The sequence below is a fragment of the Streptomyces tatrensis genome (assembly GCF_049310065.1).
Classification (GTDB): Bacteria; Actinomycetota; Actinomycetes; order Streptomycetales; family Streptomycetaceae; genus Streptomyces.
The window spans coordinates 1,968,770-1,985,932 of the sequence record NZ_JBMDLB010000011.1 but is presented as its reverse complement, the minus strand read 5'-3'; the positions used below and the strand labels follow the sequence as shown (position 1 = coordinate 1,985,932).

At 70.8% G+C, this 17,163-nt stretch carries 14 protein-coding genes and 1 pseudogene; 9 read left to right on the top strand and 6 right to left on the bottom strand.

Annotated elements, in window-relative coordinates; translation table 11 throughout:
* Window positions 1-207: 207 nt before the first annotated feature.
* The 7 genes and pseudogenes from ruvB to ACODT5_RS24645 all read left to right on the top strand — a co-directional run.
* Window positions 208-1,269: a Holliday junction branch migration DNA helicase RuvB gene (gene ruvB, locus ACODT5_RS24675; RefSeq protein ID WP_327251803.1), complete on the top strand. Its 1,062-nt coding sequence runs from the start codon at window positions 208-210 to the stop codon at window positions 1,267-1,269.
* Between the two features lie 165 nt (window positions 1,270-1,434).
* Window positions 1,435-1,902: a preprotein translocase subunit YajC gene (gene yajC, locus ACODT5_RS24670; protein ID WP_422521456.1), complete on the top strand. Its 468-nt coding sequence runs from the start codon at window positions 1,435-1,437 to the stop codon at window positions 1,900-1,902.
* Window positions 1,903-2,056: 154 nt separating this feature from the next.
* Complete coding sequence (gene secD / locus ACODT5_RS24665) at window positions 2,057-3,844, top strand: protein translocase subunit SecD (RefSeq protein WP_422521455.1); 1,788 nt, start codon at window positions 2,057-2,059, stop codon at window positions 3,842-3,844.
* Window positions 3,845-3,847: 3 nt separating this feature from the next.
* Window positions 3,848-4,900, top strand: coding sequence for a protein translocase subunit SecF (secF, locus tag ACODT5_RS24660; protein ID WP_422521454.1), 1,053 nt, complete (start codon window positions 3,848-3,850; stop codon window positions 4,898-4,900).
* Complete coding sequence (locus ACODT5_RS24655) at window positions 4,897-5,451, top strand: adenine phosphoribosyltransferase (protein ID WP_385377068.1); 555 nt, start codon at window positions 4,897-4,899, stop codon at window positions 5,449-5,451. Before secF ends, ACODT5_RS24655 begins: the two co-directional genes overlap by 4 nt.
* 294 nt (window positions 5,452-5,745) lie before the next feature.
* Entirely contained in the window at window positions 5,746-8,196 is a 2,451-nt protein-coding gene (locus tag ACODT5_RS24650; RefSeq protein WP_422521453.1) for a RelA/SpoT family protein, read from the top strand.
* 90 nt (window positions 8,197-8,286) lie between these two features.
* A pseudogene (locus tag ACODT5_RS24645) lies at window positions 8,287-8,736 on the top strand (helix-turn-helix domain-containing protein); the annotation flags it as partial.
* A gap of 42 nt (window positions 8,737-8,778) precedes the next feature.
* Here the strand turns inward: ACODT5_RS24645 and ACODT5_RS24640 are convergent.
* A complete protein-coding gene (locus ACODT5_RS24640; protein ID WP_243334260.1) occupies window positions 8,779-10,008 on the bottom strand; it encodes a DUF349 domain-containing protein in 1,230 nt (409 codons plus the stop codon).
* Between the two features lie 209 nt (window positions 10,009-10,217).
* The gene (locus ACODT5_RS24635; RefSeq protein ID WP_422521452.1) at window positions 10,218-11,006 is read right to left on the bottom strand and encodes a peptidylprolyl isomerase; all 789 of its coding nucleotides are present in this window, start codon (window positions 11,004-11,006) and stop codon (window positions 10,218-10,220) included.
* Between the two features lie 153 nt (window positions 11,007-11,159).
* Between ACODT5_RS24635 and ACODT5_RS24630 the strand changes: the two genes are divergently transcribed.
* Window positions 11,160-11,870 (top strand): MBL fold metallo-hydrolase, encoded by a 711-nt coding sequence (locus tag ACODT5_RS24630; protein WP_422521451.1) that lies wholly within the window; start codon window positions 11,160-11,162, stop codon window positions 11,868-11,870.
* Window positions 11,871-11,880: 10 nt separating this feature from the next.
* Window positions 11,881-13,140: a histidine--tRNA ligase gene (gene hisS / locus ACODT5_RS24625; protein WP_422521450.1), complete on the top strand. Its 1,260-nt coding sequence runs from the start codon at window positions 11,881-11,883 to the stop codon at window positions 13,138-13,140.
* Between the two features lie 257 nt (window positions 13,141-13,397).
* On the opposite strand, the gene ACODT5_RS24620 is transcribed toward hisS, so the two are convergent.
* Genes ACODT5_RS24620 through ACODT5_RS24605 form a run of 4 tightly spaced genes read right to left on the bottom strand, consistent with a single transcriptional unit; the run spans window position 13,398 to window position 17,018 of the window.
* Window positions 13,398-14,030, bottom strand: coding sequence for a response regulator (locus tag ACODT5_RS24620; RefSeq protein ID WP_422521449.1), 633 nt, complete (start codon window positions 14,028-14,030; stop codon window positions 13,398-13,400).
* A gap of 29 nt (window positions 14,031-14,059) precedes the next feature.
* Window positions 14,060-15,298 (bottom strand): sensor histidine kinase, encoded by a 1,239-nt coding sequence (locus ACODT5_RS24615; RefSeq protein ID WP_422521448.1) that lies wholly within the window; start codon window positions 15,296-15,298, stop codon window positions 14,060-14,062.
* On the bottom strand, window positions 15,256-16,143 hold the full coding sequence (locus ACODT5_RS24610; protein WP_422521447.1) for an ABC transporter permease: 888 nt from the start codon (window positions 16,141-16,143) through the stop codon (window positions 15,256-15,258). Before ACODT5_RS24610 ends, ACODT5_RS24615 begins: the two co-directional genes overlap by 43 nt.
* Window positions 16,140-17,018, bottom strand: a complete 879-nt coding sequence (locus tag ACODT5_RS24605; RefSeq protein ID WP_422521446.1) for an ABC transporter ATP-binding protein — start codon at window positions 17,016-17,018, stop codon at window positions 16,140-16,142. Before ACODT5_RS24605 ends, ACODT5_RS24610 begins: the two co-directional genes overlap by 4 nt.
* Window positions 17,019-17,163 lie beyond the last annotated feature (145 nt).

Below are 17,163 nucleotides of genomic sequence, written 5' to 3'. Positions count from 1 at the left end.
CCGCATGTGCCGCAATGCGCCGCAGCGCAGGGCGTGCCCGGTGGGCTGGGACCGCCCCGCAGGGCACATTCCAGCCCCGCCGGCGTTTGAGGCGCGGGTCCGGGCGGAGCCCGGGAAACGGAGAAAGGGCGGGGCGGGGAGAATGCCCCGCAGGGCCGCCCGCACACGACGGACCACCGCTTCACCCCGAGAAGGCAGACTGACACCGTGAACTGGGATGACGAGAGCGACGACCGGATCGTCGCAGCCGCGGCGGACGGCGAGGACACTGCCGTCGAGGCGGCCCTGCGACCCAAGGACCTCGGTGAGTTCGTCGGGCAGGAGAAGGTCCGCCAGCAGCTGGACCTCGTCCTGAAGGCGGCCCGCCAGCGCGGCGCCACCGCCGATCACGTGCTGCTGTCGGGCGCCCCGGGCCTGGGGAAGACCACCCTGTCCATGATCATCGCGGCCGAGATGGGCGCGCCCATCCGGATCACCTCCGGCCCCGCCATCCAGCACGCGGGCGACCTCGCCGCCATCCTCTCCTCCCTCCAGGAGGGCGAGGTCCTCTTCCTCGACGAGATCCACCGCATGTCCCGGCCCGCCGAGGAAATGCTCTACATGGCCATGGAGGACTTCCGCGTCGACGTGATCGTGGGCAAGGGCCCGGGAGCAACCGCCATCCCGCTGGAACTGCCCCCGTTCACCCTCGTCGGGGCCACGACCCGGGCCGGCCTGCTCCCGCCCCCGCTGCGCGACCGCTTCGGCTTCACCGGGCACATGGAGTTCTACGCCCCCGAGGAGCTGGAGCGCGTCATCCACCGCTCCGCCCGGCTCCTCGACGTGGAGATCGACACCGCCGGCGCCGCGGAGATCGCCGGCCGCTCGCGCGGAACCCCCCGTATCGCCAACCGGCTGCTGCGCCGCGTCCGCGACTACGCCCAGGTCAGGGCCGACGGCGTGATCAACCGGGAGGTGGCCGGCACCGCCCTGAAGGTCTACGAGGTCGACGAGCGCGGGCTCGACCGGCTGGACCGGGCCGTCCTGGAGGCGCTCCTGAAGCTCTTCGGCGGGGGCCCCGTGGGCCTGTCCACGCTCGCCGTCGCCGTGGGCGAGGAGCGGGAGACTGTGGAGGAGGTGGCCGAGCCGTTCCTCGTCAGGGAGGGGCTCCTGGCCAGGACTCCGCGGGGGCGGGTCGCGACCCCGGCCGCATGGGCTCACCTGGGACTTGTTCCGCCACAGCAGGGCGGGAACGGATCAAGCGGACAACAGGGCCTCTTCGGGACCTGACGGCGCGGACGTTCGCCCCCTCAGGAACTGCGGTGACATGCTGGGCGTTGTTCCATCGGTGTGGACTCGCCTAGACTCCGCCGATGCCGACCCTTACGGTCGGCGTACCCACCCCCCGTACAAAGGCCGTGCGCTTGTGCGGTCGATGCGAAGGACCTGCGTCCCTTGAATATCATGTCCCTCCTTCCGTTCGTGCTGATCATCGGGGCGATGTTCCTGCTGACCCGCAGCCAGAAGAAGAAGCAGCAGGCGGCCGTGCAGATGCGCGACCAGCTGACCGCCGGCACCGGCGTCCGCACCATCGGCGGCATGTACGCCACGGTGAAGGAGATCGGCGAGGACACCGTCACGCTCGAGGTGGCCCCCGGCGTTCACGCGATCTACGCGAAGAACTCCATCGGCGCCGTGCTGGAGGACGAGGAGTACAACCGCATCGTCCACGGCATCACCGATGATCTGACGATCGACACGCCGGTCGTCCCGGACGACGCGTCCTCCCTGACCGGGGACGAGGCCCCCAAGCTCGACCTGGGCAAGAAGGACGAGCCCAAGGCCGACGAGCCCGCGGCGGACGAGCCCAAGGGCGACGAGCCCAAGGACGGCAAGACCGACGGCGAGGCCGGCGCGAAGTAGCGCTGGGCCGGGGACCGTGCGGGGCGCCTGATCGGCAGCCCCGGCGGCCCCCGCCAGTGACCCTTCTGCGGGGGGCAGGGGTCCCCACACACATTTCGGTGGCCGTCCACGCGCTGACCCGGCGCGGGACGGTTGGACAGGGAGATACGACAAGGTGGCAGCACCGAAGAAGGGCCGGCGGCCCACGGGGGCTCAGGGGAGGCCGGGGCGTGCCCTGGCCATCATCCTGATCGCGATGGTGGCGCTCACCGCGGGGATGTTCCTCACGAAGCAGACGACGCCGCGACTCGGCATCGACCTCGCCGGCGGTACGAGCATCACGCTCAAGGCCAAGAGCGAGCCCGGCAAGCCGGACGCGATCAACGAGACCAACATGAACACGGCGGTCGGCATCATCGAGCGCCGCGTCAACGGTCTCGGTGTGTCGGAGGCCGAGGTCCAGACCCAGGGCCGCGACCACATCATCGTGAACATCCCCAAGGGGACGAACGATCAGCAGGCGCGCGAGCAGGTCGGTACCACCGCCCAGCTGTACTTCCGCCCCGTGCTCGCCACGGCGGACGGTGCCCCGGTAGCCCCCGAGGCCAACGCGAGCGGCTCCCCGAGCGCCGCCCCGAGCGGCTCCGGCAGTCCGTCCGCCAGTGCGCCCACCCCGTCGTCCAGCGCCACTTCCCAGGGCCGTGCGGTCAGTGAGGCCCTCAAGGCCCCGAACGCCCCCTCTCCCTCGCCCTCGGCGAGCGGGTCGAAGAAGGCAGACGACAAGGCCACCCCGTCCACGTCGCCGTCCGCGCCGACCGCCGACCAGGCCGCAGCCGCGGACCTGCAGGCGAAGTTCGCCGCGCTGGACTGCACCAACGAGGCGCAGCGCACCGCCGTCAAGCAGAACGTCAAGCCCGAGGACCCGACGCTCGCCTGCGGCAAGCGCGACGGCGTCTGGGGCAAGTGGGTGCTCGGTCCGGCGCAGGTCAACGGCCAGGACGTGAAGGACGCCAAGGGCATCATCGACCCGCAGCGCGGCATGTGGATCGTCACGATGCAGTTCACCGACAGCGGTGCCGACAAGTTCGCCAAGATCACCGGTGAGCTCGCGGCCAAGCAGCAGCCGCAGAACCAGTTCGCCATCGTGCTCGACGGCGAGGTCATCTCCGACCCGTCCGTCAGCCAGGCGCTGACCGGCGGCAACGCCGAGATCTCCGGCGGCTTCACCCAGCAGTCCGCGCAGGACCTGGGCAACATGCTCTCGTACGGCGCCCTGCCGCTGTCCTTCCAGGAGGACAGCGTCACCACCGTCACCGCCGCGCTCGGCGGCGAGCAGCTGAAGGCCGGCCTCATCGCCGGCGCCATCGGCCTCGCCCTCGTGGTGATCTACCTGCTGGCGTACTACCGGGGCCTGGCGTTCGTCGCCATCATCAGCCTCATCGTCTCCGGCATCCTCACCTACACGATCATGGTGCTGCTGGGTAAGGGCATCGGCTTCGCGCTGAACCTGCCGGCCGTCTGCGGTGCGATCGTCGCGATCGGCATCACAGCCGACTCCTTCATCGTGTACTTCGAACGCATCCGGGACGAGATCCGCGAGGGCCGCACCCTGCGTCCGGCCGTCGAGCGCGCCTGGCCGCGCGCCCGTCGCACGATCCTGGTCTCCGACTTCGTGTCGTTCCTGGCCGCCGCGGTGCTGTTCATCGTCACCGTCGGCAAGGTGCAGGGCTTCGCCTTCACCCTGGGTCTGACCACCCTGCTCGACGTGGTCGTGGTGTTCCTCTTCACGAAGCCCGTCATGACGCTGCTGGCCCGTACGAACTTCTTCGCCAGCGGTCACCCGTGGTCCGGGCTGGACCCGAAGCGACTGGGCGCGAAGCCGCCGCTGCGACGCTCGCGTCGTTCCGGCTCCGACGCGGCCGCCGCGACCGTCTCCGTTCCCGTCGACGCAAAGGAGGCGTGAGAGATGTCGAAGCTCGGAGATCTCGGCGCCAAGCTGTACCGGGGTGAGGTCGGCTACGACTTCGTCGGCAAGCGCTTCGTCTGGTACGGCGTTTCCATCCTGATCACCATCACGGCGATCGTGGCCGTGGCCGTCTCGGGCCTGAACATGGGCATCGAGTTCAAGGGCGGTGCCGTCTTCACCACCCCGAAGACCTCCGTCTCGGAGGCCCAGGCCCGCGAGGACGCGGAAGAGGCCTCCGGCCACGCCGCGATCGTCCAGAAGCTCGGCACCGGCGGCCTGCGCATCCAGATCTCGGAACTGGGCACCGATGCCGCGGCCGACGTGAAGGCCAAGCTCGCCACCGACCTCAAGGTCGACGCGGCGCAGATCAACGCGGACCTGGTCGGCCCCAGCTGGGGCGAGCAGATCGCCAACAAGGCCTGGACCGGCCTCGGCGTCTTCATGGTCCTCGTGGTGATCTACCTGGCCATCGCCTTCGAGTGGCGGATGGCGGTCGCGGCGCTCATCGCGCTGATCCACGACCTCACGATCACCGTCGGCGTGTACGCGCTGGTCGGCTTCGAGGTCACCCCGGGTACGGTCATCGGTCTGCTGACCATCCTCGGTTACTCCCTCTACGACACCGTCGTCGTCTTCGACGGTCTCAAGGAGGGGTCGAAGGACATCACCAAGCAGACCCGCTACACGTACAGCGAGATCGCCAACCGCAGCATCAACGGCACCCTGGTCCGCTCGATCAACACCACCGTCGTGGCGCTGCTCCCGGTCGGGGCGCTGCTCTTCATCGGTGGCGGCATCCTCGACGCCGGCATGCTGAACGACATCTCGCTGTCGCTGTTCGTCGGCCTCGCGGCCGGTGCCTACTCGTCGATCTTCATCGCGACCCCGCTGGTCGTCGACCTGAAGGAGCGCGAGCCGGCGATGAAGGCCCTGAAGAAGCGGGTGCTCGCGAAGCGGGCGTCCGCCGAGGCCAGGGGCGAATCGGCCGACGACGCCGGCAGTGAAGGTGCGCCCGAGGTAGTGGCGCAGGGCCGGTCGGGACGGCGCCGGTGACCGCGGAGCTTCCCTCCGGCGTACGGGACCTGCTGCTCAGCCGGATCACGGACGTGGCGGACTACCCGAAGCCGGGCGTGATGTTCAAGGACATCACCCCGCTGCTGGCCGACCCGAAGGCGTTCGGCGCCCTCACGGACGCGCTGGTGGCCCTGGCCGGGCAGTACGGAGCGACCAAGATCGTCGGGCTGGAGGCGCGGGGATTCATCCTGGCGGCTCCGGTGGCCGTGCAGGCGGGCATCGGCTTCGTGCCGGTCCGCAAGGCCGGGAAGCTGCCCGGGGCGACGCTCCTGCAGTCCTACGACCTGGAGTACGGGTCGGCGGAGATCGAGATCCACGCGGAGGCGCTGTGCGCCGACGACCGGGTCATGGTCATCGACGACGTGCTGGCCACCGGTGGTACCGCCGCGGCCTCGCTGGAGCTGATCCGGCGGGCCGGGGCGGAGGTCGCCGGGGTCGCGGTCCTGATGGAGCTCTCGTTCCTGCCGGGGCGTGAGCGGCTGCTGCCCGTGCTGGGCGATGCGCCGCTGGACGCGCTGATCGTGGTCTGACCCTGCTTTCCCCGAAGCGGGCGTGCACCGGGAAATCCCGGAGCGCGCCCGCTTCGGCGTGTGCGGGCCGCTGCGCGGGGCAGCGAAGTCCCCTACCCGCCCTTCCGCCATCCCCCAGACTCCGTCCGGGGGGACCCCCAGCCGGGGCTCCGCCCCGGACCCCGGTCCTCAAACGCCGGACGGGCTGAATGCGTACTGGTCGGCGATGGCCTCGGGGAACGGGGTGGCGCAACCCTCGCTACCATGGGTTGTCCGGACCTGACCGGGGCCGCCGGATCCGCTTGAGGAGCGCTCTTGCCAGACGAGGTCCAGCCAATCTCCGCCGCGCAGCCCGATCCGCAGGCCGAGCCGGCCGCGGCGGGCACCGCCACGCCGCCGGCCGCCCCGGTTCCGCCGACCCCGGCGCCCGCGCCTCCGGTCAAGCCCGCGTCCGCGAAGTCGGCCGGGTCCTCCAATCGGGTGCGCGCCCGGCTGGCCCGCCTCGGCGGGCAGCGTTCCAACCCGTACAACCCGGTCCTGGAACCGCTGCTCCGCATAGTCCGCAGCAACGACCCGAAGATCGAGACGGCCACGCTGCGCCAGATCGAGCAGGCCTACCAGGTCGCCGAGCGCTGGCACCGCGGTCAGAAGCGCAAGAGCGGCGACCCGTACATCACCCACCCGCTCGCGGTGACCACGATCCTCGCCGAGCTGGGCATGGACCCGGCCACGCTGATGGCGGGGCTCCTCCACGACACCGTGGAGGACACCGAGTACGGGCTGGAGGACCTGCGGCGCGACTTCGGCGACGCCGTGACCCTGCTCGTCGACGGAGTCACCAAGCTCGACCGCGTGAAGTTCGGCGAGGCCGCCCAGGCCGAGACCGTCCGCAAGATGGTCGTGGCCATGGCCAAGGACCCCCGGGTTCTCGTGATCAAGCTCGCCGACCGCCTGCACAACATGCGCACCATGCGCTACCTCAAGCGGGAGAAGCAGGAGAAGAAGGCCCGCGAGACCCTCGAGATCTACGCCCCGCTGGCGCACCGGCTGGGCATGAACACCATCAAGTGGGAGCTGGAGGACCTCGCCTTCGCGATCCTCTACCCCAAGATGTACGACGAGATCGTACGGCTGGTGGCCGAAAGGGCACCCAAGCGCGACGAGTACCTCACCGTCGTCACCGACGAGGTGCAGGCCGACCTCCGGGCCGCCCGCATCAAGGCCACCGTCACCGGGCGCCCCAAGCACTACTACAGCGTCTACCAGAAGATGATCGTGCGCGGCCGCGACTTCGCCGAGATCTACGACCTGGTCGGCATCCGGGTCCTCGTCGACACCGTCCGGGACTGCTACGCCGCCCTCGGCACCGTGCACGCGCGATGGAACCCGGTCCCCGGCCGGTTCAAGGACTACATCGCGATGCCGAAGTTCAACATGTACCAGTCGCTCCACACGACGGTCATCGGACCCAGCGGCAAGCCCGTCGAGCTCCAGATCCGCACCTTCGACATGCACCGCCGCGCCGAGTACGGCATCGCCGCGCACTGGAAGTACAAGCAGCAGACCGTCGCCGGCACCTCGAAGGTACGCACCGACGTGCCGCAGGCGGCCAAGGGCAGCGCGGGCCACGACACCGTCAACGACATGGCCTGGCTGCGCCAGCTGCTGGACTGGCAGAAGGAGACCGAGGACCCGAGCGAGTTCCTCGACTCGCTGCGCTTCGACCTCTCGCGCAACGAGGTCTTCGTCTTCACGCCCAAGGGCGACGTCATCGCCCTGCCGGCCGGGGCCACCCCCGTCGACTTCGCGTACGCGGTCCACACCGAGGTCGGCCACCGGACCATAGGGGCGCGGGTCAACGGGCGGCTCGTACCGCTCGAATCGACCCTCGACAACGGCGACCTGGTCGAGGTCTTCACCTCCAAGGCCGAGGGCGCGGGCCCGTCCCGCGACTGGCTGGGCTTCGTCAAGTCCCCCCGGGCCCGCAACAAGATCCGCGCCTGGTTCTCCAAGGAGCGCCGCGACGAGGCGATCGAACACGGCAAGGACGCCATCGCGCGGGCCATGCGCAAGCAGAACCTGCCGATCCAGCGCATCCTGACCGGGGACTCCCTCGTCACCCTCGCGCACGAGATGCGCTACCCCGACATCTCCTCGCTCTACGCGGCGATCGGCGAGGGCCACGTCACCGCGCAGAACGTGGTCCAGAAGCTGGTCCAGGCCCTCGGCGGCGAGGACGCGGCCAACGAGGACATCGAGGACACCATCCCGCCGGCCCGCGGCCGCAGCTCGCGCCGCGGCAAGGCCGATCCCGGCGTGGTGGTCAAGGGCGTCGAGGACGTGTGGGTCAAGCTGGCACGCTGCTGCACACCGGTGCCGGGCGACCCCATCATCGGGTTCGTCACCCGCGGCAGCGGCGTATCGGTCCACCGTGCCGACTGCGTCAACGTGGACTCCCTCTCGCAGGAGTCCGGGCGGATGCTGGAGGTCGAGTGGGCGCCCACCCAGTCCTCCGTCTTCCTGGTCGCCATCCAGGTCGAGGCGCTGGACCGGTCCCGGCTGCTCTCGGACGTCACCCGGGTCCTGTCGGACCAGCACGTGAACATCCTGTCGGCGGCCGTGCAGACCTCCCGCGACCGGGTGGCCACCTCGCGGTTCACCTTCGAGATGGGCGACCCGAAGCACCTGGGCCACGTCCTGAAGGCCGTACGGGGCGTCGAAGGCGTCTACGACGTCTACCGCGTCACCTCGGCCCGCAGGCCTTAGCCGGGCACGAGCAGAGCACATGTGAAAGGGCCCCGGTACGCACTGCTTGGGTTCTAGGAGTCGTTGCAACACCCCAGTTCAGGGGATGCGATGGACTTCAAGATCCGGGACCGGTCCGTTGTCCAGGGGCGCCGTGCCTTGTCCGAGGAACGGCGCCTCTACCTTCAGCTCATGCAGCGGGGTGTGAGCAACAAAGAGGCGTGCCGGATCGTCGGCATCAATGAGAAGACCGGGCGGCGCTGGCGTAACGGCCGCGCCCCGTCCGGCGGGAACGTCGGGGCGTCACCGCTCAACGCGGTGGCGCCCCCGTCCGTTCCCTCGCGGTATCTGCGTGAGACCGACCGGATCCACATCGCCGACCGGCTCCGGGAGAAGGCCACGGTCCGGGCGATCGCGGCCGAGCTCGGCCGCAGCCCCTCCACCGTCAGCCGGGAGATCCGCCGCAACCGCCACCCCGTGGGCGGCCAGTACCGGCCGCACGCGGCCCAGGCCCGAGCCGATGGCCGCCGCCCCCGGCCCAAGCCGCGCAAGATCACCCGCCAGCGGATCCCGGGCCCTTTCACATGGCGTGCGTCCGCGACATCAGCCGCCGAACTCCTCGAGGCCCTTCAGCGCCTGGTCCAGCAGGGCCTGACGGCCCTCCAGCTCCCGGGACAGCTTGTCGGCCCGGGAGTTGTTGCCCTGCGCGCGCGCCGTGTCGATCTGGCCGCGCAGCTTGTCGACCGCCGCCTGCAGCTGACCCGTCAGGCCGGCCGCACGGGCCCGCGCCTCCGGGTTCGTACGGCGCCACTCGCCTTCCTCGGCTTCCTGGATGGCCCGCTCGACGGTGTGCATCCGGCCCTCGACCTTGGGACGCGCGTCCCGCGGTACGTGGCCGATGGCCTCCCAGCGCTCGTTCAGGGAACGGAACGCGGCACGGGCCGCCTTCAGGTCCGTGATCGGGACGAGCTTCTCGGCCTCGTCGGCCAGCTCCTCCTTCAGCTTCAGGTTCTCCACCTGCTCGGCGTCGCGCTCCGCGAAGACCTCGCTGCGCGCCGCGAAGAACACGTCCTGCGCGCCGCGGAAACGGTTCCACAGGTCGTCCTCGGACTCGCGCTGCGCGCGGCCCGCGGCCTTCCAGTTCTCCATCAGCTCGCGGTAGCGCGCGGCCGTCGGACCCCAGTCGGTCGACTTCGACAGCGACTCGGCCTCCGCGACCAGCTTCTCCTTGACCTTGCGGGCGTCCTCGCGCTGCGCGTCGAGCGAGGCGAAGTGGGCCTTGCGGCGCTTGGAGAAGGCGGAACGGGCGTGCGAGAAGCGGTGCCACAGCTCGTCGTCCGACTTGCGGTCGAGGCGGGGCAGACCCTTCCAGATGTCCACCAGGGCCCGCAGCCGCTCGCCGGCGCTGCGCCACTGGTCGCTCTGCGCCAGCTCCTCGGCCTCGGCCACCAGCGCGTCCTTGGCTGTACGGGCCTCGTCCGTCTGCTTGGCCTTCTGGACCTTGCGCTCCTCGCGGCGCGAGTCCACGGTCGACACCAGCTTGTCCAGCCGGACGCGCAGCGCGTCGAGGTCGCCGACGGCGTGGTGCTCGTCCACCTGCGTACGCAGGTGCTCGATGGCCGTCTGGGCGTCCTTGGCGGCCAGATCGGTGGTCCGCACCCGTCGTTCGAGGAGGCCGATCTCGACCACCAGGCCCTCGTACTTGCGCTCGAAGTAGGCCAGGGCCTCCTCCGGGGTGCCGGCCTGCCACGAGCCGACGACCTTCTCGCCATCGGCAGTTCGCACGTACACGGTGCCGGTCTCGTCGACTCGGCCCCACGGGTCGCTGCTCACAGCGCCTCCTCCACCTGATGCCTTGCGAGGGGTTCACCCCCTGGGCATCGTCCACAGTTTCCTGGGGCGGGCCGCGCCCGCCCTGCACAACGCCAACATAGGCGACCGCCGGGCCGGCTGTCCGCATCCAGCACGACGGAATATCGCCGTACCGGAGCGCCTTCGAGGAATTCGAGGAGACAGCCCGCGCCCGGGGCGCCCGGTCCCGGTCAGTTCTGGGTGACGGTGCCCTTCTCGATCGTCACGGGGGTCTTGGGTGCCCCGTCCTGGCCGCCGTCGGCCGTACCGGCCTTGGCCACCTCTTCGAGCACCTTCAGGCCGGCCGCGTCGATCTTGCCGAAGGGGGTGTACGTCGGGGCGAGCGGGCTGTCCTTGTAGACCAGGAAGAACTGGCTGCCGCCCGAGCCGGGCTGGCCGGTGTTGGCCATCGCCACCGTGCCCGCCGGGTAGACGACCTGGCCCGTCGCGTTGGGCTTGCCCAGCGAGTCGAGGTTCTCGTCCGCGATGGTGTAGCCGGGACCACCCCTGCCGGTGCCCTCCGGGTCACCGCACTGCAGGACGAAGATGCTGCCCGCCGTCAGACGGTGGCACTTGGTGTTGTCGAAGAACTTCTTGTCGGCCAGCGACTTGAACGAGTTGACCGTCTGCGGGGTCTTCGCCGCGTCCATCTCGAACTTGATGTCGCCCGCGCTGGTCTTCAGGTCGAAGGTGTACTTCGCCTTGGCGTCGATCGCCATCGCCGGGGAGGCGGACTGCTGCGGGGTGGGCGAGGCAGGGGCCGAGGGGGTCGCGGCCGGGTCGGCCGCCTCGTCCTTCTTGTCCTTGTCGAACACACCGCCGGCCACGAGGCCGACCAGCGCCGCAATGACGACGGCCACCGCCGCGCCGATCACGGCCAGCCGCTTGCGCGACTTCTGCCGCTCTTCGGCACGCCGCTTCTGCTGGCGTTCGTACTTCTCCCTGGCGAGCTGGCGCCGCCGCTGATCGCTCGTGACCACCGGGTCGTCTCCTTGTGCGTATCTGGTACCACTGTCCGGGCTGGGTTAGGCCGTACCGTATATGGGTTCGCTGTGTAATGAGCGGCGCCGGTACCCTCTGAGCAGCAGCATTCCGATCTGCAGCCTCCCGCCGGACGACGATTGAGGACGAACGTGCTGATTGCCGGATTCCCCGCCGGGGCCTGGGGGACCAATTGCTACGTGGTCGCCCCCGCCGCCGGTGAGGAGTGCGTCATCATCGACCCGGGCCACCAGGCCACCCAGGGTGTCGAAGAGACGCTGAAGAAGCATCGGCTCAAGCCCGTCGCGGTCGTCCTCACCCATGGCCACATCGATCATGTGGCCTCGGTGGTCCCGGTGTGCGGAGCACACGACGTACCGGCCTGGATCCACCCCGAGGACCGCTTCATGATGAGCGACCCGGAGAAGGCCCTCGGCCGTTCCCTCGGAGCCCAGCTCATGGGCGAGCTCACGGTGGGGGAGCCCTCCGACGTCAAGGAGCTCACGGACGGCGCGAAGCTCGCCCTGGCCGGCATGGAGCTCACCGTGTCGCACGCCCCCGGCCATACCAGGGGGTCGGTGACCTTCGGGACGCCCGCGGCGGCAGACATTCCGCCGCTGCTGTTCTCGGGCGACCTGCTCTTCGCCGGCTCCATCGGGCGTACGGACTTCCCCGGCGGCAGCCACGCCGACATGCTCGAGTCGCTGGCCCGCGTGTGCCTGCCGCTCGACGATTCGACCGTGGTGCTGCCCGGACACAACGAGCACACGACCATTGGCCGTGAGCGAGCCACCAACCCGTACCTGCGGCAGGTGGCCGCCGGCCTGGGAGACGGCTTCACGTCTCCACGACGAGGAATGTGACGAGAGTTTCGTGGCTACTTTTCAGGCCCCCAAGGGCACGTACGACCTGATCCCGCCGGTCTCCGTGAAGTACCTGGCGGTGCGCGAGGCCATCTCGGCCCCGCTGCGCAACTCCGGCTACGGCTACATCGAGACCCCCGGTTTCGAGGACGTGGGTCTCTTCGCCCGCGGTGTCGGCGAGTCCACCGACATCGTCTCCAAGGAGATGTACGCCTTCGAGACCAAGGGCGGTGACCAGCTGGCGCTCCGTCCCGAGGGCACGGCCTCCGTACTGCGCGCGGCGCTGGAGGCGAGCCTGCACAAGAAGGGCAACCTGCCGGTCAAGCTGTGGTACTCGGGCTCGTACTACCGTTACGAGAAGCCGCAGAAGGGGCGCTACCGCCACTTCTCACAGGTCGGCGCCGAGGCGATCGGAGCCGAGGACCCGGCGCTGGACGCCGAGCTGATCATCCTGGCCGACCAGGCCTACCGCTCGCTGGGCCTGCGAAACTTCCGGATCCTGCTGAACTCGCTGGGCGACAAGGAGTGCCGCCCGGTGTACCGGGAAGCGCTCCAGGCCTTCCTGAGCGGACTGGACCTCGACGAGGAGACCGTCCGCCGGGCCGAGATCAACCCGCTGCGGGTGCTCGACGACAAGCGGACCGACGTGCAGAAGCAGCTGGTCGGTGCCCCGATGCTGCGCGATTACCTCTGCGACGCCTGCAAGGCGTACCACGAGGAGGTGCGGTCGCTGGTGACGGCGGCCGGTGTCGTCTTCGAGGACGACGAGAAGCTCGTGCGCGGCCTGGACTACTACACCCGGACCACCTTCGAGTTCGTCCACGACGGTCTGGGCTCGCAGTCCGCGGTCGGCGGCGGCGGTCGCTACGACGGCCTGTCCGAGATGATCGGCGGACCGGCACTGCCTTCGGTCGGCTGGGCGCTGGGCGTGGACCGTACGGTGCTGGCGCTCGAAGCGGAGGGCGTCGAACTGGACATCCCCGCCTCGACCTCCGTCTTCGCGGTGGCGCTGGGCGCGGCGAAGCCGGTGCTGTTCGGTCTGGTGACCGAGCTGCGGCGGGCCGGTGTGGCCGCGGACATCTCCTACGGGGGCAAGGGCCTCAAGGGTGCGATGAAGGACGCGAACCGTTCGGGTGCGCGGTTCGCGGTGGTCGCGGGAGACCGTGACCTGGAGGAAGGCGTGGTTCAGCTGAAGGACATGGAGTCCGGTGAGCAGGCCCCGGTGGCCGTGGCCGATCTGGTCGCCACCCTCCAGGCCCGCCTGGGCTGAGGCTCGCCGCCTGGTGGGGCGGGGCCGGGGGATCCGCTGCGCGGAACTCTCCCCGCCCCGCCCTTTCGCCGTTTCCCGGGGCTCTGCCCCGGACCCCGTACGTGCGCTGCGCGCCCGTGCCCTCAAACGCCGGGCGGGCTGGATTGCCGCGCAGCGGCAATATCCAGCCCCGCCGGCGTTTGAGGCGCGGGGTCCGGGGCGGAGCCACGGTTTCGGGAAGGGGCGGGGCGGGGGAAGGCCCCGCGCAGCGGGCGCCGTTACAGCAAGCCGTGCCGCATGGCGGTGGTCACCGCCGCCGTGCGGTCCGCGACCTCCAGCTTCCCGAAGATGCGCAGCATGTGCGTCTTGACCGTGGACTCCGCCACGAACAGCCGCCGGCCGATCTCGGCATTGGTCGCGCCCTCCGCGACCAGCCGGAGCACCTCCACCTCCCGGTCGGAGAGCCGCGGCACCGACGGACGGCTCCGGAGCTGGTCCACCAGCCGGCCCGCCACCGTCGGGGCGAGGACCGTCTCGCCGCGCACGGCCGCCCGGACCGCGGCCGCCAGCTCCGCCCGCGCCATGTCCTTCAGCAGGTAGCCCGCCGCCCCCGCCTCCACCGCGCGCAGGATGTCCCGGTCCTCCTCGTATGTGGTCAGCACCACCACCCGTACCGGCAGCCGGGCCGCCGTGATGCGGGCGATCGATTCGACTCCGTCGCCGCCCGGCATCCGCAGGTCCATCAGGATCAGGTCCAGGCCGCCTTCGGGGACCAGCCGCGCGGCCAGCGCCTCCGCCTGCGGGCCGTTCGAGGCCTCGGCGACGACCTCCAGGTCCGGTTCGGCGGCGAGCATGCCGCGCAGGCCCTCCCGTACCACCGGGTGGTCGTCGGCCAGCAGGATGCGGATCATCTCGTACGGCTCCTCAGCGGATCGGCGGATCAGCGGACCGGAAGGGTGACGGTGACGGTGGTGCCGGCCCCGGCGGCGCTGTCGACCGCCGCGGCGCCGCCCACCTCCGCCGCGCGGGCGAACAGCCCCCGCAGGCCGTAGCCCGCTGCGGGGGCCGCCGGATCGAAGCCCCGCCCGGTGTCCCGGACCGTGAGGGTCAGCTCGGAGCCGCCGTAGGCGAGGGACACCGTGCAAGGGGCCTGCGGTCCGGCGTGCTTGGCCGCGTTCGACAGGGACTCCTGGCAGGACCGCAGGGCCACCACCTCCAGGACCGCGGCCAGCGGCCGGACCTCCCCGGTCACCGAGACGGCCGCCGGCGGATCGTGCCGGGCCGCGAGCCGCCGTACCGCGTCGGGCAGCGAGCCGCCGTCGAGATCGGCGGGCACGCCGCCCGCGACCAGGGCGCGGGCCTCGGCCAGGTTCTGCCGGGCGGTGACGGCCATCAGTTCCAGATGGTGCCTGGCCCGCTCCGGATCGGTGTCCAGCTCCGACTGCACGGCCTGTACGAGCATCAGCAGGCTGGTGAAGCCCTGGGCGAGGGTGTCGTGGATCTCGCGGGACATGCGTTCCCTTTCGGCGTGGGCGCCGCGTTCGGCGGAGAGCCGGGCCACCTCCTCCCGGCTGGCGTCGAGTTCCGCGATGAGGGAGGCCCGCTGGCCGCTCTGCTCGATGATCCGGAGGATCCAGGCACCGAAGAAGGCGGAGAAGAGGAAGGTGACGAGCGCGCCGAGCCCGCTCGCGAAGACGGAGTGCGCCTCCGGCCGCCACACCAGGGCCCAGCCCGCCACCGGCAGCAGGCACAGCAGGCCCACCGCGCCGACCGCGCGCCGCAGGGGCAGCAGCATGAAGCACTGCGGGGCGAGGGCGAAGGTGATCAGCCGGGTCTCGCCGGCCAGGGAGGCCGCCGGCAGGAAGAGGGCCAGCGCCAGGCCCAGGTAGCGGGCGGAGCGCCGGGGTGCGGCGCCGGGCTCCAGCAGGAGCAGCGGGCGTCCGGCGCCGAGGTAGCAGGGGACCAGGAGGGCGAGCAGGACGACGGCGGTGATCCGGTACGCCGGCCCGGGGGAGTCCGAGCCGAGGACGAAGGCCGCGGTCGCGATCCACACGACCCCGAAGTAGAGGTCCCACGGGCCGAACGCGCGGTCCCAGACGTGGGACTCGCGCGCTCCGGCCGCCTCGGCGAAGGCGCTCAGCCGTCGCGCCGGTTCTTCCACTTGAAGGTCAGCAGGCACAGCGCCAGCCCCCCGAGCACCCAGGCCCCCAGGACCAGGGCGACCCGCCCATACTCCCAGGCACCGGCCTGTTCGAAAACGGCCGCGGACTCGGGGAGGAACACCCCGCGCAGTCCCTGGCACATCCACTTGAGCGGGAACAGCGCCCCGATGTTCAGCAGCCAGTCGGGGATCTGGTGGACCGGGATGAACACCCCGGAGATGAACTGCAGGATCAGGAACGGCAGGACCACGACCGAGCTGGCGCTCTTGCCGGACTTGGGCAGGCTGCTGATCGCGATGCCGAGCAGGGCGCAGCCGGCCAGGCCCAGGACGAAGATCCAGGCGAACGTCAGCCACTTCGAGGCGGACGTCGGCAGATCGAGGTCGAAGAGGGTGGAGCCGACCAGCAGCAGGATCGCGGTCTCGGCGAGGCCGGTGGCCAGCACCATCCACACCTTGCCGAGGAAGTACGCCGCCGGTGGCATCGGGGTTCCGCGCAGCCGGCGCAGCACCTTCTCGTCGCGTTCGACGGCGATGGAGATGCCGAGGGACTGGAAGCTGGTGGACATGATGCCCGCGGCGACCATGCCGGCCGCGTACATCTGGGAGGCGGTGACCCCGCTGCCCTCCATGCCTTCGCTGAAGATCGAGGCGAAGAGCGCGAGGAAGACGATGGGGAAGGCGAAGGTGAAGATCACCGCGTCGCGCTGGCGGACGAACTGCCTGATCTCCAGCACCCCGCGGCTCAGACCGAGGGACCAGGCGCCGGGCAGCGCCCCGGCCCCACCGGTGCCCGTACGCGTACCCGCGCCCTTGGCCTTGCCCGTACTCGTACCCGTACCCGTACCGGTCTGCGTGCTCATCGGGACTCCTCCTGCGGCGTCGTGTTCCGGTCGAGCTGGCCCGTGAGGCGCAGGTACACGTCCTCCAGGGTGGGGCGGGTGATCCTCAGGTCCGGGACCTCCCCGCCGAAGCGGGCCGCCAGTTCGGCGACCGTACGGGTGGGCGTCTCGGTGGAGGTGCTGCGCGGGCCGCCGTCCCGGTCGGTCCACTCGACGGTGGCGCCGGTCCCGAGGCGGGCGCGCAGTGCGGCCGGTTCGCCCTCGGCCACGACCTTGCCGCGGGCGATGACCGCGAGCCGGTCGGCGAGCGCCTCGGCCTCCTCCAGGTAGTGGGTGGTGAGCACGATGGTGGTGCCCGAGTCGGACAGCAGCCGGATCAGGTCCCAGAACTGCCGCCGGGCCGCCGGGTCGAAGCCGGTCGTCGGCTCGTCCAGGAGCAGCAGCTCGGGGTCGCCGATGACCCCGAGCGCCACGTCGAGGCGGCGCCGCTGGCCGCCGGAGAGGGTCTTGAGCCGGTGACCGCGCTTGTCCTCCAGGCCGACCAGGGCGATCACCTCGGCCGGGTCGCGCGGGGCCCGGTAGTAGCGGGCGAAGTGCTCGACCGTCTCCCGCACCGTCAGTTCGGCGGGCGCCGACTCGTCCTGCCAGACGATGCCGACGCGCGAGCGCCAGGCCCGGCCGGCGGTCGCCGGGTCCGCGCCGAGGACGAGCACCTCGCCGCCGTCACGCTCCCGGTGCCCCTGGAGTATTTCCACCGTCGTGCTCTTGCCGGCGCCGTTGGGCCCCAGGAGGCCGAAGACCTCGCCCCGCCGGATCGTCAGGTCCAGTCCGTCCACTGCGGTGACTTCGCCGTACTGCTTGCGGAGCCCCCGTACTTCCACCGCGTTCTCTGTCATGTCTCCCATGGTGTGGCGGAAGCCGGCCCACCGGTCCCCCCGTGCGTACCTCCTCCTGTCCGTCGAACGATGGACAGGGGAGAGTGGACGGTCCGGCCGGGTACGGCACAATGGCCGGTGCTTGTTGACCTTGCAGATGTGGAGC